General features: G+C 38.3%; 20 protein-coding genes and 1 riboswitch. Of the genes, 4 read left to right on the forward strand and 16 right to left on the reverse strand.

The annotated features are described in order from the left end of the window. Positions 1–150: 150 nt before the first annotated feature. Entirely contained in the window at positions 151–645 is a 495-nt protein-coding gene (locus GNT69_RS12090) for a DinB family protein (protein WP_203555218.1), read from the reverse strand. Positions 646–892: 247 nt separating this feature from the next. Here GNT69_RS12090 and GNT69_RS12095 point away from each other — a divergent pair, with 247 nt between their 5' ends. Further along, on the forward strand, positions 893–2,056 hold the full coding sequence (locus tag GNT69_RS12095) for a cysteine desulfurase family protein (RefSeq protein WP_203555219.1): 1,164 nt from the start codon (positions 893–895) through the stop codon (positions 2,054–2,056). Positions 2,057–2,344: 288 nt separating this feature from the next. Here the strand turns inward: GNT69_RS12095 and GNT69_RS12100 are convergent, their stop codons facing one another. The 5 genes from GNT69_RS12100 to GNT69_RS12120 form a co-directional block, all read right to left on the reverse strand. Further along, the gene (locus GNT69_RS12100; RefSeq protein WP_203555220.1) at positions 2,345–3,085 is read right to left on the reverse strand and encodes a hypothetical protein; all 741 of its coding nucleotides are present in this window, start codon (positions 3,083–3,085) and stop codon (positions 2,345–2,347) included. Positions 3,086–3,277: 192 nt separating this feature from the next. Further along, the gene (locus GNT69_RS12105; protein ID WP_203555221.1) at positions 3,278–4,474 is read right to left on the reverse strand and encodes a DUF2812 domain-containing protein; all 1,197 of its coding nucleotides are present in this window, start codon (positions 4,472–4,474) and stop codon (positions 3,278–3,280) included. Next, the gene (locus GNT69_RS12110) at positions 4,467–4,787 is read right to left on the reverse strand and encodes a PadR family transcriptional regulator (protein ID WP_203555222.1); all 321 of its coding nucleotides are present in this window, start codon (positions 4,785–4,787) and stop codon (positions 4,467–4,469) included. The genes GNT69_RS12105 and GNT69_RS12110 overlap by 8 nt, the downstream gene beginning before the upstream one ends. A 438-nt stretch (positions 4,788–5,225) precedes the next feature. Beyond that, positions 5,226–5,825 carry a class I SAM-dependent methyltransferase gene (locus tag GNT69_RS12115; protein ID WP_203555458.1) on the reverse strand — a complete coding sequence of 200 codons (600 nt, stop codon included), beginning with the start codon at positions 5,823–5,825 and terminating at the stop codon, positions 5,226–5,228. Positions 5,826–5,896: 71 nt separating this feature from the next. Next, positions 5,897–7,825, reverse strand: a complete 1,929-nt coding sequence (locus GNT69_RS12120; protein WP_203555223.1) for a diguanylate cyclase domain-containing protein — start codon at positions 7,823–7,825, stop codon at positions 5,897–5,899. 197 nt (positions 7,826–8,022) lie between these two features. Here GNT69_RS12120 and GNT69_RS12125 point away from each other — a divergent pair, with 197 nt between their 5' ends. Beyond that, positions 8,023–8,184 carry a hypothetical protein gene (locus GNT69_RS12125; RefSeq protein ID WP_203555224.1) on the forward strand — a complete coding sequence of 54 codons (162 nt, stop codon included), beginning with the start codon at positions 8,023–8,025 and terminating at the stop codon, positions 8,182–8,184. Between the two features lie 37 nt (positions 8,185–8,221). Beyond that, positions 8,222–8,794 carry a lysophospholipid acyltransferase family protein gene (locus GNT69_RS12130; RefSeq protein ID WP_239094177.1) on the forward strand — a complete coding sequence of 191 codons (573 nt, stop codon included), beginning with the start codon at positions 8,222–8,224 and terminating at the stop codon, positions 8,792–8,794. Between the two features lie 41 nt (positions 8,795–8,835). On the opposite strand, the gene GNT69_RS12135 is transcribed toward GNT69_RS12130, so the two are convergent. Both GNT69_RS12135 and GNT69_RS12140 read right to left on the reverse strand, forming a co-directional pair. Further along, on the reverse strand, positions 8,836–9,174 hold the full coding sequence (locus tag GNT69_RS12135; protein WP_203555226.1) for a DUF3870 domain-containing protein: 339 nt from the start codon (positions 9,172–9,174) through the stop codon (positions 8,836–8,838). Between the two features lie 587 nt (positions 9,175–9,761). Then, positions 9,762–10,088, reverse strand: a complete 327-nt coding sequence (locus tag GNT69_RS12140) for a DUF3870 domain-containing protein (RefSeq protein ID WP_203555227.1) — start codon at positions 10,086–10,088, stop codon at positions 9,762–9,764. A gap of 651 nt (positions 10,089–10,739) precedes the next feature. On the opposite strand from GNT69_RS12140, the gene GNT69_RS12145 reads away from it, so the two are divergent. Beyond that, positions 10,740–11,951: an MFS transporter gene (locus GNT69_RS12145; protein WP_343206487.1), complete on the forward strand. Its 1,212-nt coding sequence runs from the start codon at positions 10,740–10,742 to the stop codon at positions 11,949–11,951. A gap of 69 nt (positions 11,952–12,020) precedes the next feature. Here GNT69_RS12145 and GNT69_RS12150 read toward each other — a convergent pair whose 3' ends face one another. From GNT69_RS12150 to GNT69_RS12185, 8 genes are all read right to left on the reverse strand, one after another. Beyond that, a complete protein-coding gene (locus tag GNT69_RS12150; RefSeq protein WP_203555228.1) occupies positions 12,021–12,818 on the reverse strand; it encodes an ABC transporter ATP-binding protein in 798 nt (265 codons plus the stop codon). Continuing rightward, entirely contained in the window at positions 12,769–13,608 is an 840-nt protein-coding gene (locus tag GNT69_RS12155) for an ABC transporter ATP-binding protein (protein ID WP_203555229.1), read from the reverse strand. Before GNT69_RS12155 ends, GNT69_RS12150 begins: the two co-directional genes overlap by 50 nt. A gap of 37 nt (positions 13,609–13,645) precedes the next feature. Then, complete coding sequence (locus GNT69_RS12160) at positions 13,646–15,190, reverse strand: ABC transporter substrate-binding protein (protein ID WP_203555230.1); 1,545 nt, start codon at positions 15,188–15,190, stop codon at positions 13,646–13,648. A 30-nt stretch (positions 15,191–15,220) separates the two neighbouring features. Beyond that, positions 15,221–16,039, reverse strand: a complete 819-nt coding sequence (nikC, locus tag GNT69_RS12165) for a nickel transporter permease (protein WP_203555231.1) — start codon at positions 16,037–16,039, stop codon at positions 15,221–15,223. Continuing rightward, the gene (nikB, locus tag GNT69_RS12170; RefSeq protein WP_203555232.1) at positions 16,023–16,979 is read right to left on the reverse strand and encodes a nickel ABC transporter permease; all 957 of its coding nucleotides are present in this window, start codon (positions 16,977–16,979) and stop codon (positions 16,023–16,025) included. The genes nikC and nikB overlap by 17 nt, the downstream gene beginning before the upstream one ends. Before the next feature lie 244 nt (positions 16,980–17,223). Next, a riboswitch (cobalamin riboswitch) is annotated at positions 17,224–17,408 on the reverse strand. 257 nt (positions 17,409–17,665) lie between these two features. Further along, on the reverse strand, positions 17,666–18,484 hold the full coding sequence (locus GNT69_RS12175; RefSeq protein WP_203555233.1) for an enoyl-CoA hydratase/isomerase family protein: 819 nt from the start codon (positions 18,482–18,484) through the stop codon (positions 17,666–17,668). Further along, positions 18,481–19,569, reverse strand: a complete 1,089-nt coding sequence (locus GNT69_RS12180; protein WP_203555234.1) for an acyl-CoA dehydrogenase family protein — start codon at positions 19,567–19,569, stop codon at positions 18,481–18,483. The genes GNT69_RS12175 and GNT69_RS12180 overlap by 4 nt, the downstream gene beginning before the upstream one ends. Next, positions 19,566–20,720, reverse strand: a complete 1,155-nt coding sequence (locus GNT69_RS12185) for an acyl-CoA dehydrogenase family protein (RefSeq protein ID WP_203555235.1) — start codon at positions 20,718–20,720, stop codon at positions 19,566–19,568. Before GNT69_RS12185 ends, GNT69_RS12180 begins: the two co-directional genes overlap by 4 nt. Between the last annotated feature and the right edge of the window lie 223 nt (positions 20,721–20,943).

Here is a 20,943-nt window from a genome sequence, read left to right on the forward strand (position 1 = left end):
GCATTGAAAATTGCTTGAATAAACGGAGAGATTCCGTCTATTAACTCAATAAACGTGAAAATGGGGGATTTTTATTTACATAAGCGGAATATCTCCGCTTATATACCCCCGAAACGAGCTCCATTCTTCATCTAAGCGGAAAATCTCCGCTTATTTTACTTTTGCTAAATGGCGGACAATTTGATCATGATGACCAACGACGTGTTTAACAATTAAGTGATCAATTAAAAATGATAGTGGTTTGCCATCAAAGTTCGGATTGTAACTTGGCGCTGTTTTTTCTAGATCCGCTTCTTTCACTTTACCAAGTGCTGCTTCGACTCGCGGTACTAAATTTTGTAACGCTTCAATCGCATCTTCCTTTTTAAGTTGGCCGACCTTATTTTCCTCTACGGCAGCTAAGCGGCGGACATGTTCATGGTTACGCCCCCATTTTGCACCAGGTACAATTAATAAGGCTTCTAAGTCCTCTACCCAAAAATCAACTGCTTCTAAAACATGAGCAACAATTTGCATCGCTGACCATTCGGTTTCAGAAGGTTTCACATAAAGGGTTGATTCTTCTGTATTATTTAGAAGCTCAACGATATCGGTAATACTCTTCTTAAATACTTCAACTTTTTCATTTAGGACTGCTGTAGACACAATAAACAACCTCCCGATTTTATTTATAGTGAATTTGCTCCACTATAATTATAATGCGAATACAGACTATTTGCATTATAAAAATTTTAAATATTCTTTTTTTCCGGTTGAAGCTATTGAAGGCAAAAGGGGGTTCTCCCATTACAAATTGTTGAAAAACTGCTTTTATTAGTATAGAGAACATCTACAGGAAAAGCTTATGATAGGATATAAATGAATCAACTGTAATTTAGGAAGAGGGATTAATATGCCTGCAATCTATTTCGACAATAGTGCAACGACAAAGCCGTATCCTGAAGTAACAAATAAAGTAGTAAAAATGCTTACAAATACATATGGCAACCCATCATCTTTGCACCGACTGGGAAAAGAAAGCAAGATGGAAATCGAGACAGCACGTCAGATCATCGCCGATTCTCTAGACGTAAACTCAGATGAAATTTACTTTACATCGGGTGGTACTGAAGCAAATAATCTGGCAATAAAGGGCGCTTGTCTCGCTAATTCACAGCACGGAAACCATATCGTAACTACTGCAGCCGAGCATCCTGCAGTAACAAAAGCAATCCGGGATTTAAAAAAGCAAGGCTGGATTGTTACTTATATTGAAGCTCCCAACGGGGAACTAGATATAGAAGCGTTGGAACATGCTGTTAACGAAAAAACGGTCCTTGTTAGTGCAATGTTGGTTAACAATGAAATTGGTTCTATTTTTCCTATCGAGAAAATAAAACAAATCATTCAACAAAAACAATCACCGGCCATTGTTCATTGTGATGCGGTACAAGGGTATGGGAAGCTACACTTTACTGCTGCAAGCTTAGGGGCTGACTTGATCAGCATAAGTGCCCATAAAATTCATGGACCTAAAGGGGTCGGTGCACTTTATGTGAAAAAAGGAATAAAAATGTTCTCGATGAATCTCGGTGGTGGTCAAGAGCGCGGTTTGCGTTCTGGTACGGAGAATACTCCATTTATCGCTGCCTTTGGGGAAGCCGTCCGAATTACATTTGCCAATCGCAAAAAAGATGTTGCCCATATGATTACACTTCGTGACTACTGCCTCGAAGCAATCACCCGTTCCATCCCAGAAGTGATGATTCATTCAAGTCAACAAGGAGCACCTCATATTGCCCATTTTTCGTTGCCAGGTGTGCATAATAAAAAGGTCATCGAATTCCTTGATTCGATGAACATCTATATTTCTAGTGCAGCTGCATGTAAGTCGAATCATTCGCGAGGTCCATCCGTGCTCGAATCGCTCGGCCTTAGCCGCTCTATTGCCGAATGTGCGCTAAGGGTTAGTTTTTCGTATATGAATACGAAAAAAGAAATTGATCTGTTTGTTGAAACACTCGTCGACTACTATAGACAGGAACATATAGGTATAAAACAAAAGCCGTACGAGTGAAAAAACACCAAACGGTATTCATTATTTGTGATTAAGGCAGCATTATCTACTTTAATTATTTGTCGTATTCAATGTACTCAACATAGGACTTTACTTGGAGAAGTGGGTATTATAGGCTCATCAGCCTGATGAAACAACCGCTTCATCCTTCATACCCACAGAGGCTCCAAGTCAAGTCCTTAACCACTTAACTTGGCATACATGTACTCAAAGATATAAGGTGCATTTTATCAATCTTTTGTCGATGACACTATAGATAAGGGACAGTTAATTGAATAACAAAGAACTTTAATTATATTGTTTTGATTCTATTCTCTTGATAAAGTCGCCCGTTATTTCCTTAGATTCATCCTTAGAATACTGTTCAAGAGTATACCCGAACATATAATGACCATTTTCATCATCAACATAATATCTGTATTCAGTGCCATTATTAGCAAATAAAACTTGGTTCCCATCTATTTCTATCCACTCTTCTTCAATACCGTCACCTTCATTGTTAAACATTTTGGGGATATCCATTTTGCTGAAAACAAACCACAAGGACATATCTCCATTGTTTACATAAGGTGGAATAAGAAACTTCATACCCGTCTCTTCTTTTTTCTCTTCAACTACTATTTGATTTTCAAATTGTTCTTGCTTTTCTCCTCGTTCTACGTGATATTGTACATCTATTTGCATTGGTTCATCGGTCTTATACGAATAAGAAACAAATGCATTTCCAATTTTTAATTCCTTCATTTCAGGAATAAAGATTTCTTCTATACCTAATTCTGCTCTTCCCTCGTCTCTTATTTCTTCTATTTCACTATCATATTGTTTTTCTTCATCGCTTTCTCCATCAGCATCATGTTCGAAATTTTCATCAGAGCTTCTGTCTTTATTATTTTCTTCCTCAAAAGAATTTTGAGTTTCCGTTTTTCCTAAGTTGTCTTCATTGTTATTTGCCTCATTATCAGCACCACAACCAAGTAGGGTTATACTTACGATAATCAGTAAACAAACAATTAATGATAAGTTCCTCATGGTTAGTTTCCCCCTTATAATTACAGATGGTTTGTGAGAAATTTAGATTTACTCGACAACGTTGGGCATGAATTGGAACGATTAATGCTTTTATATCGCCTTTATGGCGTTTTTCAGCAATAATTATTATTCGTAAAGTTAGGTGACGTTGGAGTAAAACACCATTTGTTAAACGGTGAATAAGACAACATCTTAATCTGAAATTAAAGTAACCTTCTCCACCATACTTTCAATTATCGAATCTATATCTGCATAGCCAGAATAACGAACATACATCACTGCTTTTCCTTTAGAAGCAAATACCTTTTTCATATCCTCTTCCATATGAACAATCAAAAGATCCAAATCTTGATGTTCTGTTTCAACAAAATCTTCTCTACTATTATATCTATATCTTTCTATTAAATCAGAAATCAGATTATCTGCCAGCGCTGGTATGTTTAGCTGATAAACCTGTGTATGAATAGCCGGTGAATATTCACCGCTTCCATCCTCCCACATTTCCCCTGGTATTACACCCTGTTCATCTGTTTCATATTGCACGGGTGCCAATAGACTCCAATTGTATGAGTACCGGTTGCCCCAATCCACATTGTTACTGATATAGGAAGGTTCGCCTCGAACCATTGCTGAATTTCCTTCTACATCTGCTAACCTGACAATCGGTAAGTCAAGACTTGCTTCGGGCAATGTTTTCGTATCCATTTTTACAAGTTGTACGAATGGAATGATCGCACTCAATCCGACCACTACTGTAAAAAGAAAAGCGCTGGTAGAATGTAATCGGTAGTGTTTCTTCCAAGTTGCATGATGGTCGATCGGTTTGCCTTCGATAAGATTTCTCCGCAAAGCACGAATGGAAATGGCTGCTTGTAGCGAATGATAGGCCGAGTATCCGATGAACATTGCTAAAATGGTTTGTTGAATAGCCCCGCCTTTCACCAGAACAAAGGTAGGTGTCCCATCAAGAAGCCAAATAGATGATAACATACCGACCATTAAAATCATTGCGACAATTACGATAACAGCATTCAAAGCTAACTTCTTGTCCAGTTCCTTTAATGTATAAGACTGCTCGGCGGGGTCTGTATGAAGCTCTGGTGCATTCAGTCCTTCAGGTGATGAAAAGACATGAAAAAAACTATAGCTTATTACATATTCCCAACCACTTTCCGCATACATTTGGATTTGTTCTGAGTTAATCCTTTTCTTTATGGATACATCTATTCTGTACCTCATTTTCTTCGGTTCACCTTTATCAAATTTGGCAAAATGTATCCCCATCTTTTTTAGATGCAACCCTTTAGCAGCCATGTCTGCAAACCAGCTTTCATGCTCACCAATTCGCCAATAATCACTGGGCCGAAGTTTATAGGCTGTTTTATTCATGCTCATCACCTTCCTCTAAAATGCTACTATCTTTTATCAAGGCTTTTAATCGACCATACTCTATCTTCAAAGCTTGTTCCCCTTTTGGTGTTATTAGATAGGTCTTCCTTCTGCCATCATCTTCTGCTAGTGAGATAAGACCGTCTTTTTGCATGCGTGAGAGTACTCCGTAAAGTGTCCCCGGCCCCATTTTTAATCTGCCATTTGATACTTCTGTAATTGCATGCATAAGCTGATACCCATGGTTAGGACGCATTAACGCTAGTAGGACATAATACATTGCCTCGGTCATAGGTCCCCCATTATATGCCATTCCTTACATCCCTTCTTTCGTTATTCGAGATATTATGTTGCGGTATTATGTATAACGATATATCGTATGGCATAATAATAATTCATGAGATATCCTTTGTAAATGAAAACAGAAATAATTTTCACTATCTTCCTTTTTGCAGCAAAAAAAGACCATATAAAAAGTGATCTTCTTGTTCAACTCTTCCCAATAGTTGAACAAGCGAAAGTTGTAAACTGCTATCGCCCCCGTTACCTCAACAAAAAAAGGCGAATACCCTTGTTTCAGCATTCGCACCAGTTACTTTAATTACTGACCTATTATTTGAACTCCTTTAAATTTGGTCTTTGCTAGGAATTTTTTCACAGTTCAATTAGTAAAGACATATGTCCTAATGAAATGGGGATGTTGCCTTTATGCTATATTTAAAATCATTCAGTTGCTCTTTTTAGTTAAGATCTACCGCGGCTTTTGGCCGACAAATTGAATGACATGGGATAAGCCATTGTGCAAATCCCCTTCTTGTCGTTCAACCTCACCCATAAAGAAATGTATCACCCGCCAATCAGCAAAGGTTTGTAAAAACTCCTCTGGTTGATACAATAATGTTTCATCCCGGGGTCCGCCACTATTGTAAGGAATTTGTTTATAGGAATATACTTCCGTTACATAATAGCCCCCTGGTTTAACAGCCTCTTTTACTCCTAGCAATGTTTTCTTTCGTAAGTCTGTAGGAAAATGACCAAAAATGCAGACAATTGCGTCCCACTGATTTGCTTGCCAATTTGCTTCATTTAAATCAACAAGCTCGGTATGAAGATTGACCCCACGTGTAGCTGCAAGCTTTTTAGCTTTCTTCAGTCCTGATTCTGCATAATCCCATGCCGTCACATTCATTCCTTGTTCTGCTAAGAAAACGGCATTACGACCTTCCCCCTCAGCAATGGCCAACGCATTTCCTGAAAGTCGCAATTCTTTTTGAACATCCGCTAAAAAGACATTCGGTTTCGTTCCGTAAACATAATTTTCTGTTTGAAAACGAGTATCCCAGTGATTCATCATCCATCCACCTTTTTCATCTTTATTAAATCTATCGTACCATTAGAAATAAATGATGAAAAATATTGTGGTTACTCAGCTAAAAACTTCACTTCGTTTCTGCCGGCATCTTTTGCTTGATATAAGGCTTGATCAGCTAAAAGAAATACATCTTGCAGAGAACGATCTTGGCTCGCAGATTGCGAGGTCACACCGATGCTAACTGTAACCCACGAGCTGACAGTTGAACGTTCATGCGGGATTTGAAGCTCCTCAATTGTTTCTTTCACTAACAGCGCCATAGCGATTGCCTGACTCTTTCCTACTTCTGGCAAGATGACAATGAATTCCTCTCCACCATAACGTGCGACCAATTCGCCTGAACGTTTAAAACAATCATTAATCGCTTTCGCAACTTGTACGAGACATTCATCCCCTGCTTTATGACCGTAGCAATCATTATATAATTTAAACTGATCAATATCGATCATCATTAACGAAATAGGCTGATTATTTGTAGCACAACGATTCCATTCCAGTTGAAAGCTGTCATCAAAATGGCGACGATTCCATAAATTAGTAAGCGGATCTTTCAGTGAAACGACACGTAACATTTGATTTGCCTTTTCCAATTCCCGATTCTTGTCCTCAATTTCTTTCCGCGATTGCTCTAAAGCTTTCGTTCTCTTAATCACTAATTCATCTAACTTGAGGTTGTTGCCTCTCAGCTGCATGGTCATGACTTCCTCTAGTTCAAGAGCGTTTGAAAATCGTTGAGCCATAACTAAGGAGTTAGCGAATACAAAAATTAATTGTCCAATTGATGAAAGATTTCCGCCCGTAAATACCGTTCGCAAAAGCGAAGAACTATAATCACTCATCCAAATACTTGAAAAAACGATATCGTTTAAACTCGTTAATATTAAAAACATCGCTCCAATGAAAATGACGATTGCCCCGTCTTCCTTTTTCAGAAGAATTTTCATAAAAACGATCAAGATATAAACAATTACAATTACAGTAAATACTTGATAGACCGGGTTAACAATTGTAAAAATCTTTGCTGGAGTGAGAATGACTAGCGATCCAAAGGTGATTCCTACACCCCAGATAGTTCTAGTTATTTTTGTATGATAATATGCAGAAAATAGCGACCTTAAAAACTGCAAAATGAACGGCAAACCAAGGTAAAAGGTTAGAGTTTGAATTTTATGAGCCGCTTCCCAGCTAAAATCAGGAACTAAGAAAATAAAATATCTTTCTCCTACTAATAAAGTCCGGATGGCGATAATCAGGCAAAACAAGCCAAAATAAAGAGGCGCGAAATTCTTTCTTCTAAATAAATATAAAGTAACGTGATAGATGCCAATAATTGTTAGACTTCCTACTATGAAAAGCTCAAAAGCGATTCTATTATCACGAAGCCTACTAATCTCTTTCTCATTTCCGATTAAAATACTTTCAAGGATTCCGCCACTACGGTGATAAAAATTGGCTACTTGAACAATGATTTCATTTTCTCCTGCTTTCGACTCAAAGAAAGCCACTTGTGGGAGGTATTGTGGCGTCATTTCCTCCCTCTTTTTCCCTAACGTTCCGGCTGCAGCGATTTGCCTCTCATTTATCCATAGCTGATAAGCAGTAAAGATTCTTGGAATTTTAAGTGCTAATCTTTCGCTTTCCTTCGTTTCAAAAACGAATCGAAAAGTCGCATAACCGTCTCCACTTCGTTCTTCCCCGTTCATGATCAAGCGATTCCAAGAGCCAGGAACCTCAATAAACCCGGTTCTTTGTGGAGAACTTTCTTTTAAATCTTCAGGTTCTATTAACTGCCCCCAATAAAACTCCCATTCTCCATCTAACTTATGAATCGCGCCATCCCAATCAGTTAAATCGAGCATCCCTTCTGGGGCCGTTGGGCGATCGAATGATACTTTGTTTGTGCAGGCTCCTACACTAAAGAAGATGATGATAAATGCGAATACGAACCAGCTATACAATTGTGTCCTTTTTTTATTCATTAGGAGCCCCCAATCAAACGCTGTTTTTTTCTAAAACAACTGAAAACACTTTCCTAGATTCATGTTTAGCTTTACAGACAACACGCTATAATAAATATATTAATAAGCAATATTACAATATTCGACAAATATGACTAAAGCTCCTTCTAAGCGATTGTTTATCTTATTAAAAAAGATAAACCATTTCAGGTAAAGAGATGATCGCACTAGGGAAAAGCGTTAAAAATATGACGGCGGATGTCGCTGAGAAGATTTCTGGGATGAAGCCTGTTGCATTAGAAGAAATTAAGCTTCGTCAAATTCAACATTTTTATAAAGTTAAAAACACATGTTTACTAAAAACACGTGTCGGAATATAATCTTATTATGCTTATTTAAGGAAAGGATTTGATAGAGTTGGTTTATAAGTTTGTAACGACAATTGTCAGAGTTTTTTTGCACATTCGTTTTAAAATAAAAATTGAAGGAAAAGAAAATATTCCCAGTGGTTCAGCGATATTAGCGATGAACCATACAAGCAATTTCGATGCACCTATGGTTGGCGTTCATACTCCAAGGAAAATGTTTATTATGGGAAAAGAAGAACTTTTCAAAAATAAATTTTTTGCTTGGCTCATCCATGAGTTAGGATGTTTTCCAATTAAAAGAGGACAAGCAGATATTAAATCACTAAAACACACACTTAGACTATTAAAAACTGGAAACTTATTTTCGATTTTTATTGAGGGCACTCGTTCTAAAACTGGAGAAATGCAGGAAGCGAAAAAAGGAATTGGTTTTATCGTCGCCAAGAGCAATGCACCTGTTGTCCCTACATTTATTTATGGCGCAAAAAATGGTTGGTTTAAGCCCGCAGGTATTATTTTTGGTCCCCCGCTTACATTTGAAGAAGGGTTAGGACATGAAGAAATCGCTAATAAAATCGCTGAAGAAATAAAAAAACTCAACCCTGAAAGAGAACTTTCTTAAATTTGAAAGTTCTCTTTTTTAAAAGGATTCATTAAAGAAAACTATTTTTGTAACGGTATTTTTTCAGATTGAACTTTTTGAAAATGAATTTCAAGATCTTTTAACGCAGCTATCAATGCATTGGTTGCTTTGCCTCGGTAAAAGGTTTTAATGGCGTCAACGACTTCATCGACACCGTCTTTTAAACTAGCACCTTTCAGAAGACTTCCAATATATTTCTGGCCTTGTTCTGTCGCTAGTGTACAAGATGCCTCTAGGATAACGCCATATTTAATATCAACTTCTGCGGTAATCGTTAATGTGTCAAAGACACTTTTCGCCGCCATTCCTTGCGGTAAACGAGCATGCCCTGCAATAAACATCGTTTTCCCAAAACACATAAATGAATTCCCCCTCTAATACGATTAAATTACTACTTCTTCTTTTAAGTTAAACTGTTCTTGGATTCTACGATTCGTTTCAATCGTGACTCCCTCTGACTCTCCATATACTCCCTATTATTGTTTTTTCTTGACTTAAAAGCTCAATCTATTGAGTCACTTCCATTCTGTTCGTAAAATTGAGATGCTTTATAGCTATCCTTCTCTAGATGTACCACCCATAGAATGATTCAAAGTGAGTATTTTTCCTATTTGAATACAAAAAGAGTCAATAAAACAAACCATGAAAATTCCATTGGTTGTTTTACTGACTCTATCCATAGCTCGTCTTCCGGCAAAGGAAGATCAAGTGAATTATAGTCAATTTTAAATAGCTTTTTTTACGAACGAACTGGTCACGCAGCAAGGACATTGCTGTCACCCAATAGTTACTATTATTATAACAATTTGTTTGAATTTTTCAATAACCTCTCAAAGGAATTATTAAAATATTATTAATTTTCAACAATCCCCTTAGTGTACCGAAGCAATTTGTTTTTCATCGCATATTTATTAAAAAAACGGGATCTTCTTAAATTTATGTCTCCCTACCCTAGTTCATTCTCTTTAATTTGCTGAAAATGGAGGTCAAGATCTTTTAATGCTGCTATCAATGCATTCGTTGCCTTTCCTCGATAATACATTTGAATCGCTGCAACTGCTTCATCAATACCGTCGGTTAAACTCATTCCTCTTAACAATTTTCCAACAAATTCACGACCATGCTCCGTCGCCAAAGTACAGGAAGCCTCAAGGATAACGCCGTATTTTCTATCGATTTCCGCGGTAATTGTTAACGTATCAAAGACACTTTTCGCAGCCATCCCTTGGGGTAATTTTGCATGTCCTGCAATAAATAGTGTTTTTCCATTCATGATTCGTATTTCCCCTCTTTTTAAATGAAAGAATATCTAATAAATAATCCACCTTGACTCTATTCATTAGGCTTCTTTAAAATCAATCTTTCACCCAATTTTCGAAGTGGATTTTATTTTAGACTTTAACTCTAGCTAACATATTCTCCATTTTAATCGATAATCCTTTTCGTTTTTTGAAATAGTGAACAAAAAAGCGACAACCTCCGACAAATTTAGCCTTCAGGGCGAATGTTTTCGCGAATTCCTTCCCCAACCAATTCATCTATTTTAATAATCCATGCTTCTAATCCATATAAACACAAACCCCTCAACCCGATTTTCCCCCAAAAAGGCAGAATTCATATGGTACTGCATGATGTATGCGTTATCACTGGCGATGTTTCCGTTTTCATGGCCAATGTTCCCGTTTTCATTGGCATTGTTAAATAATGACTCCAGTGCCATAATGAGAATATAGTAAAAACCAAATCATTTAAAATATCGAACAAGAAAACACTCAATCCCACCAAGTAACCGACTCTCTCTTATGTACTTAGAAGGTCGGTTTTTTATATTTGATGCCATTAAGGAGTAAGAGCTATTTAGGTTGTATAGAGTGCTATGTGAATGTGTTATGAAAAAATTATAGATTGATTGGAGTCCTGTATTGTGAAAAGTGAAAACAAAGAAAAGCTTTGGACGAAAGATTTTATCATGCTTTCATCTGTTAGCTTCTTCATGTCGATGGTTTTTTTCTTGTTGATGGTTACAATCGCGGTTTATTCGGTAGAAACTTTTCATGCTTCTACTGGGGAAGCCGGCATTGCTTCAGGGATCTTTATTATTGGCGTTCTAATTGGCCGGTTGTATATTGGGCGGAAATATTCTGACTATAATACGAAGCTCATTCTTGTCATTAGTGGGATTGCAGTAGTAGCAAGTATATTCCTTTATTTTATTGAGTGGAATCTCTCATTTTTATTCTTAACCCGGCTTATCCACGGAATCACCTTTGGGGTTGTGGCAAACACTTTAGCTACGATTATTGCCGTCGTCTTGCCGCCTTCTCGAAAGGGAGAAGGGATTGGCTATTTTACGATGAGCATGACTTTAGCTACCGCCATTGGACCGTTTATCGGTGTGTTGATGTCTAAAAATGGAAACCATTTTGCGATTTTCTTCCTATGTCTTATTCTCGGCATGATTTCACTCGTTTTCATTGTATTATCAAACGTTCCATCACTAAGGGTAAAGAAAATGCCTGGAAACCAAAAACTTAATTACACTCAATTTGTGGAACCGAAAGCAATCCCTATTTCGATTGTAGTAATGGGAATTTCCTTTTGCTACGGTAGCGTCTTATCCTTTATTAATCTTTACGCTTCTGTAGTCAATTTAGTGGAAGCTGCTAGTTTCTTTTTCCTTGTTTATGCGCTTGCGATTCTTTTCTCACGTCCGATAACAGGGAAAATCGTCGATGCAAAAGGTGCTAATTATGTGATGTATCCATGTATCGTTTTACTGGCAGTCGGGATGTTTGTGTTGAGCATCGCAAACACAAGCTTCCTCTTATTATTAGCAGCTGGTCTCATAGGGATTGGGTATGGAAATATTCAATCAACCGCACTAGCCGTCGCCGTTAAAACGGCACCGCCAAAACAGATAGGATTAGCGACATCTACCTATTATATTGGGATGGATGCCGCAATTGGATTCAGTCCAGCTATTTTAGGACTCATTATTCCATTCCTTGGCTTTCAAAACATGTATTTGACCTTAACATTTTTTGTCATATTCATGGCCTTCTTCTATTATTTTGTGTATGGACGCAATGAATCTAGGATTCTCGTTCCGATCAATAAGAGTGTAACCGCAAGATAATGAACAAACGGCGTCAGTCCCCTCTTATGTAAATACTTTAAGACTGGGGACTGACCGTCTTTCTCCACTTCAGGAAATCGCTCCCAATCCATTCCCCTTTTCATCTACTGAAAGGACGGAGCTTATCAGTTTTTTCGTATATGGATGTTTGGCATCCGTAACAATAGGGCCCCCAGAAAGAACTTCGACCACTTCCCCTAAACGCATCACATAAATTTTGTCACATAAGCTTTCAGCAACGGCTAAGTCATGCGTAATGAACAAAGAAGAAAACGACGTTTTTTCTCTTAATTTTATGAATAAATTTAAAATCTGTTGCTGGACGGTAACATCGAGGGCAGAGGTACATTCATCACATATGACGAGATCTGGTTTTATGCCAATCGCTCTCGCAATGACGACTCTTTGAAGTTGCCCCCCGCTTAATTCATAAGGATATCTGTTTAGAGCCTCTTTTTCGAGTCCAACCATTTCAAGCAATTCACCTGAAAATGCCAATGCTTGTTTTTTCGTTAAAATTTTAAAATTCACGAAAGGCTCGATTAAATAGGTGCCAATTTTCATTCTAGGACTAAAAGTGGCTAACGGGTCTTGGAAGATCATTTGGACATTTTTATAAAAATCTCTTTTTCGAAAAGTAACATGGTCTTTTCCTCTAAAAATAATCTTCCCCGAACTGACATCCGTGAACTGACAAATCATTTTAGCAATGGTACTTTTCCCGCAACCACTTTCACCAACGATTCCTACACATTCGCCTTCGTTCATTGTCAAATTGATGTTATTCACCGCTTTAAAAAAGCGACCTTGATGATCTTTATACTCCTTTGAGACAGCTTTTAATTCGAGAATGGTTCGACTGTTCATTTCGAAATCCTTTCAATGTTGGGATGGATTGTAAAAGTTTTTGAGTATATTCCATTTTCGGCTGTGTGAGTATGCTTCGTTTCTGATCAAATTCAACCATTTCCCCGTTATTCATGACAATAATCCGATCAGCGATATAGGCGGCAGAACCGATGTTATGCGTGATCCACAGTATACTAGCATTCGCGTGTTCTTTAAACTCCAAAAGTTCATTCATGATTTCAACTTGAGTGACGACATCAAGAGCACTCGTCGGTTCATCTGCTAAAATCAACTTGGGTTCCATTATTAAAGCCATACCGATCGCTACTCTTTGCTTCATTCCACCGCTAAGCTGGAAAGGATAGGAATTCAAAATTCGCTCGGTATCTGTAAACTGCATTTTCCGAAGTGTTTCTTTTGCAAGAATGAGTGCCTCGTTTTTTGAAATTCTCTGATGGGCACGAATGCTTTCAACAAACTGTTTACCGATTTTAAGAATTGGATTTAGGTATGATCCAGGATTTTGAAAAATCATCGACATTTGATTCCCACGAACAGTACGCCATTGTTCCTGGCTATATTCATGTAGATTTTTTTTATTAAAAAGAATTTCACCGGAAACGATTTTCCCATTCGGTGGCAGAAGGTTAAAAATCGATTTGATTAATGTTGACTTGCCACAACCACTTTCACCGACAATTGCGATGATTTCTTTATGACCAAGATCCATCGTGAAATTGTTAACCGCCTTCGTCTTCCCATCATCATAGGTGACAGAGAGTGATTTCACTTCAAGTAATTTCCCCATCCTTTGACAACTCCTAGTTTAGTAAACTAAGAAGGTCTTAGTTTACTTTTATTCGTTCATCAATATAGTAGAGTTCCGAAATAAAGCGGTATACCCCATCAACATTTTTTCTCGTGACAACCGTTCCTTCTTGATAATACAAAAAGAGGGAAGCGACATCTGCCATTAAAATCTCGGCTCCTTTCATACCGAGTCGATCTCGTTCTGCTTTATCCAATGTATGATCAAGCTGTTTAACGATTTCATCTAGGTCAGGATGATCGTAATTTCCATAGTTCCCTGCACTTCCACTCAAAAAACTAGCTTTTAAGAAATATTGTGGATCTGCCGTTGGTGCAGATGTCCACCTTTCCCAAAGAAGGTCAAAGTCTCCTGAATTAGCCATGTCTGCATAATTTTCAACTTGAATAATTTCCATTCCAATGCCGATCTCTTTATACTGGGCCTGCATCGCGGTTCCAATATTGTTCGCATCGCTTCCATGATTCGTTCTTGAGACAAATTTTAAGACGATATTCTCGCCATCTGCTTCGCGAATCCCATCTCCATCTGTATCAACAAACCCCGCTTGATCAAGCAACTCTTTTGCTTTTTCAGGATCGTATGAGTAGAAATCTTCCCCTTTGTGACCAAAGCTCAGCAAATCATTAAACGGACCTTTGGCGGGAAGGCCATTGACGATTTTTGTCGCATACGTTTCCTTGTCGATTCCATAGGAAAGCGCTTGGCGAAATTGTAAATTTTGCATATATGGCTTATCCATATTTAATCGTAATAAAAAGATTCGTAGGTTCGGACCTTTTTGAATATGAAATTCCTCGTTGTTTTCAAATAATGTTAAATCTTTCGCCCCGATTTGCGTAGCAAAGTCAATCTCCCCAGACTGGAGAGCCATTGTCCGGGTCGAAGCATCTTGAATGTATTTCACAGTAACAACATCGACACCAATTTCACCGCTCCAATGGGCTTCATGTTTATGTAAAGTTAATCCAATATCTGGGGTAAACTGTATTACTTTAAATGCCCCAGTAGCTACTGGTTTAAATTTAATATCCTCTGAATCTCCGTCCGTCGTATCGACAATTGTAAACACAGGGTCTGCGAGATTATTTAGTAACGTCGCAAAGGGCTCCGTTGTTTGAATTGTTAGTATTTGACCATCAGCCGTCATCGATTTCAGCGGAAATTTCACATCATCGCGGTCAGAGATGTTTAACGCTCTTTCGATGGATGCTTTAACGGCTTCAGCATCTACTTTGTTGCCATTATGAAACTTGACACCTTCTCGAATGGTAAAATCGGTTGTCGTTTCATCCACTTGTTCCCAAGATTCAGCAATTACAGGTTGTAGCTCCATATGTTCATCAAATCGGATCAGTGTTTCACCAATCCCTAAACGAGATAAAGTCCAGCCGTTCCACCCTTCGGTCGGTTCAATATTTGAATCTAACCAAAATAGGGCCAGATTTAATGTTTTCTCCTCGTTGGAACTCACTTTTTCGACTTGCCCAGCTGTTTCTTGGCTATTGCAGCCAACTAATACAATCATGAAAAGAATCATGATCACGACATTTTTCTTCATTATTATATCCTCCGTTTATCTAAAGATTAGCTAAGCATGTTTCGGGTCTAAAACATCTCTAGCAAGATCTCCCAAAGTATTAAAGAGCGCAACGACGATAAAGATAGCAATACCTGGATAAATCAATAACCATGGAGCCGTTTGTAAATAAGCTCTGCCCTCATTAAGCATATTTCCCCATTCTGGTGTCGGCGGTTGAACGCCCAACCCGAGAAACGACAACCCTGCGAGAGCTAACATAATTCCACCGATGTCTATTACGAATTGGACAAGTAATGATGACAGCATATTAGGAAAGATGTAATGACTAAAAAGCTTTCTTTTACTTGCCCCGGCCATTTTTGCGGCGTGAATGTATTCGTTATTTTTAATTTCCATAACAAGCACTCTTGTTAATCGGGCATACTTCGTCCACCAAACGACCGAAAATGCGATAATCGTATTTTTCACTCCGGGTCCTAAAATACCAACGATCGCAATCGCAAAGACAATATCAGGAAACGAGAGTACCGTATCGGTGATTCTCATCATCACTGTATCAACAACGCCACCAATCCAACCTGATATTAGCCCAATTGTAATCCCAATAATCGTGACGATACATAAAAGCAAGCTCGTCATCCCAAGGGAAACACTCGCACCATATAATAATCGCGACAGAATACAGCGTCCAACTTGATCTGTTCCAAGTGGATATTGGAGACTAGGACCTTCAAGAATATGGGAAAAGTCTGGCGCGAACGGATCATTTGGTGCAAAGAGGGGACCAATAATCGCTAAGACGATGAAAAATACCGCCATTGTTCCAACAATCTTCAACCAAATGATTTTTTTATGTCGTTTTCCCAAAGATTCCTCTCCCCCTCGTCTCAACTCGTGGATTTAATGCTTGTGTCGTTACATCGACAAGAAAATTAAGGCTAACATAGATAAGGACCATAAAAATAACGTATGCCTGTAATAACGGATAGTCTCGGTATGTAATCGCTTCGAGCGCCATCAAACCAAGTCCAGGCCAAGAAAATACACTTTCAACAATCACCGTTCCTCCTAACAGCACAGCCATCGATAAACCAAAAAGTGTAATGATCCCTGTTAATGCATTCGGCAACACATGTTTTAGTAAAATCGATGTTTCTTTAATTCCCCGTGCTCTAGCACCAATCACATAATCCGCTGAATACTGATCTAATATCGCTGCTCTAATCTGCCGGATATATCTCCCCATCAATGGAATTGCTAACGTCACCGCTGGTAAAATGACACTGCCAGCTGATGTCGGGTCTGTTATTTTAAACCAATTAAGTTTTACGACAAAAAAATAGATTAGTAGAAGTCCTAACCAGAAAGATGGAATCGAGATTCCTACTAACGAGACTCCCCTTATTAAAAAGTCAAGCAACGTATCTTTCTTTATCGCTGAGAGGATGCCTAAAATAAATGAAAAAACAATTAAAATCAAGATGGCAACAACGGCTAATTTAACAGTCATCAAGATTCTTGGTCCTAAAACTTCCGTGACAGCCCCTCTCGTAGAATAAGAATATCCGAGATCCCCTGTTAATAAGTTCATCAGCCAACTTCCATATTGCACGAAAAACGGCTTATTTAAGCCCATTTCTTCTCTAGTTTTTTCGAGCATTTCTTCTGTTGGAATCACATCATGAGCAGTTAACATCATTTCAGCAGGATCACTCGGACTTAAAAAAGTCAGTCCAAAAGTAAAAAACGAAGCAAACATCATGACAATAACCATCTGTAAAAACCTTTTTAATACATATTGTTTCATGACATCACCTCGACTTTCTTCGCGGAACACCGGGAACACCGGAACGGTTCTCGCGTTTCGTTTTGAGATGAAACATCAGAACCGTCCCGGCGTTTCACGTTTGCGGTGACGAAACACCGGCGTTTCACCCACAAAAAAAAGCATTTAAACCTAGAGGTTTAAATGCTCACAAAAAAATACTATATGTATAGAACGCACACATAACCGAATTTTCCATAAACACCCCTAATATCCCGTAGGTTTCTTTCGTGTTTTTAAACAGGCAGGTTTCCTGACTTATCATCGATGCTCCCTGCGTCTTCCCACTTCTTATAAGCAGTGACTTATTGCAGTTCGCTCCGAATTACAGTGGCGGGTACCGTGTCGGATTTTCACCGACTTCCCTCTTACGTTATATCAAAATATAACACCTATCTAAAAATTATGAAATTTTATAACAGTATACGACAAGATCATGCAATTGTCTATATCTATTTTCTTTTTCCAAATGAGGACGTATTTCATTCCGTAAGTAACACTAAACAAATTAATTTCAATCACTCTTACAAATGAATTACTATCATATTCATCAACGATAAAAACTTCTTCTGCAATCCGAGCATTGTTAAAAAGTTATTTGTAAAAACGAAAAGAGCAACTTTTAAAACTTTTTGGTTGCTCTTTCCTTCTATATTTAATAGATTTAATTATCCCTTAAAATTTGGTGACCTTTTTTCTTGAATAGCCTTTAATCCTTCGTGGTAATCATCAAGTTCGGTCACAATCCCAAGAGAAGAGGAAATCATATCTAATGAAGATCTTAAATTCATCTCCAACCCTTGATAAACAGCCCTTTTCGTGAGGCGAATAGCCTGTTGTGGACCTTGTATTAATTTCTGGACATATTCCTCAACAAACATTCCAAGTTGGTCATCATCCACAACATGAGTAATTAATCCAAGTTCTTTTGCTTCGTGAGCCGTCAAAACCTGTCCAGTCCAAAGCAATTCCAATGCTTTATCTACACCGATTAGCCTTGGAAGAAAATAGGCTCCTCCATCACCAGGAACAATCCCTGCCTTAATATAGCTCTCAGCAATTTTCGTATTCTCCGCTGCAATCCGAATATCGCACGCTAAGGCCATATCAAGCCCAGCTCCAAAGGCAAAACCATGGATCACCGCAATGACTGGTTTATCGATTTCTTGTAATAAGAGAGGAACTCGTTGTACTCTTTTCCAAATAACATTTTTCCGTGCTAATGCGGTGGAGGTTAAATCCTCATTGCCCTCAGAATATAAAAAACCTTGGCCATTTAGCATGGATTTAATGTCCCCTCCCGAACAAAAACCACGGCCGTTCCCAGAAATGATTAACACTTTAACCTCTTCAGAATCCCGGACTTCCTCCAAAGCTTTAATCCAAGCGTCAATCATCTCAATACTGAAGGCATTTAGTCGCTCTGGACGATTTAAGGTAATTCTAGCAATCCCGTTTTCTACTGTAAAAAGCAAATCAGTTGTCATATATTCACCTTCTTCTTTGTATCTACCTTCGTAATCATGGACCAAAGTCCATTTTCTGGTAAATTTAATAGATCCTTTGTCACTTCTTTTTCCCAATCCTTTTCTGTACCAAACTCATCTCTCCACGACCATAATCTTCTCGTACTATGGTGTAAATTATGCTCATAAGTAAAACCTATAGCAGCTAACGCTTGATGGGCAATTCTGCTTACCTTTCCAGCTGCTTCATTAACCCGAATTTTGGCCATTGCTATTTCATTCGAACATCGATTGTTTGCATAGGAATCAGTTGCACAGCTAGCAGCAACGCTAGCGGCAACTGCTTCACCAGCTAATTGGGCAATATGATGCTGTATAGCCTGAAAACGGTTCAATGGTCTGCCAAACTGGCTGCGCTCCGAAGTATAACTTACAGTGATTTCTAAAATATTTTCTAGTGCCCCTGCCATCATAGCGATTCTAGTTAGGGCTCCCCCGTATAACAATTTGCTTAAAAATTCATCTAATTGAATAGGAATCATTTTGCAATTTTTGATAAAGATATTGTCAAAAATCACTTCATCCCTCGCTTCTCCAGCAAGGTTGCTCCCATGAATAATTTTTGCTCTTTCTAAACTAATCAAAGTTAGGACATGTCCATCCGGTGTTTCTCCAACTACAAGTACCTTTTGGGCAAATCTTGCCCACGGTACATTCTTAACTTTACCATTTATATTCCAGCCTGTTCCATTTTCCAAAAATTCGACAGGCTCAATCTCAATTGTATTTGAGAGCGTAATAATATCATCTGTTCCATTCTCACCAAGTTCTGTTAATAGCCAATTTGCGAGATACGTCTCTGCTATAGGTACAGGAGCTGAGTATTTTCCGACTAAACGAAGGATGCTTAATGCATCATCATAGTCTCCCCCATTTCCTCCCAATTCTTCTGGAATAGCAACAGTCAACATACCATATTCAGCTAAACTTTCCCATAACTCACTTGCCCATTCCCCATTTTCAGCTGAATTAACTATCTCTTTTGTAGAGTGTTTTTCTAACATTTTTGATGTTGTATCAATAATCATTTCCTTCATTTCACTCATTGTTGAATAACCCCCTTTGCTACAATGGTTCGCAGAATTTCGGTTGTACCCCCACGGAGTGTAAAACCAGGTGAATGCAGAATGGACTCGGCCATCAGTCTTTCTAGCAGCAATTCAGATTGTGTTGAAGGTAGCGCTTTAACGAGAAGGCGAGCTAATTCTGCAATATCCTGCTCAAATTGAGTTCCCATATCCTTGACTAAGGAAGCAATAATATTAGAAGGTACACCTTGCTCTAGCATTTGTGCCACTCCAAGTGACATATTTCGAAGCGTCCAAAGTCTAGAAACGAATCGACTAACATGACTTAGCCCATCTTTATCTTCATTATTCACAAGAGTATTTGTTAATTCATTAAGAAGCGGATATGTACTCAGAAATCTTTCTGGACCGCTTCTTTCATAGGCTAATTCTGTCATTCCTTGCATCCACCCATTTCCAATCTCACCAATTACTCGATTTTCAGGGACAAATACATCTTCGAAAAATACTTCATTAAAATGATGTTCACCAGTCATTAAATGAATCGGCCGAACTGTTACTCCTGGAGATGACAAGTCTACCGCAAGCTGACTCATCCCAGCATGACGTTTGTTCGCTTCTTCAGGAGATGTCCGACAAAGTGTAATCATATAATCCGCGTAGTGAGCTCCACTAGACCAAGTTTTACTCCCGTTCAGAAGCCACCCATTTTCTACCTTGACTGCCTTTGTTTTAATAGCAGCTAAATCAGATCCTGCATTTGGCTCGCTTAAACCTATAGCGAATGCACATTCCCCTTTTGCTATTTTAGGTAGGAAGAAATTTTTTTGTTCCTCCGTACCAAACTTTAAAAAAAGCGGACCTGATTGTCTATCAGCTATCCAATGCCGTGCAACTGGAGCACCTGCAGCTAGTAATTCTTCTGTTACTACATATCTCTCGATAGCCGAGCGTCCATGACCACCATATTCAATTGGCCATGTCATCCCAATCCAACCTCTTTCTCCTAATTTTCTCGAAAAATCTATGGAAACACTGCTTAACCAGCAATCACTTTTTGGTTCGAATGTCCCGTTTTCACGTTCAACTTTCAAAAATTCTCGTATTTCTTTTCTAAGTTCCGCTGTTTTCTCTGGTAAATTCACAACTGGAATATCTAATGGTTTCAAAAACTCCACCTCTTTTATCGTTTATCGATACTTAATACCATTATTTAATAATATTATAAACCCAATTTAGTTTTTAGTCAATTTGGAATTATCAGTTTTTAAATAATGATAAAAGGTGCCATGATCATCCAGATTCTAGATGATGCATGGCACCTCGTCTTTTATCACCAATTTATTGTATAAAAAAGCAACACTAAAATTTACATAACCTCTGAATCCGTAT

The organism is Bacillus sp. B15-48, assembly GCF_016879755.1.
GTDB lineage: Bacteria > Bacillota > Bacilli > Bacillales > Cytobacillaceae > Mesobacillus_B.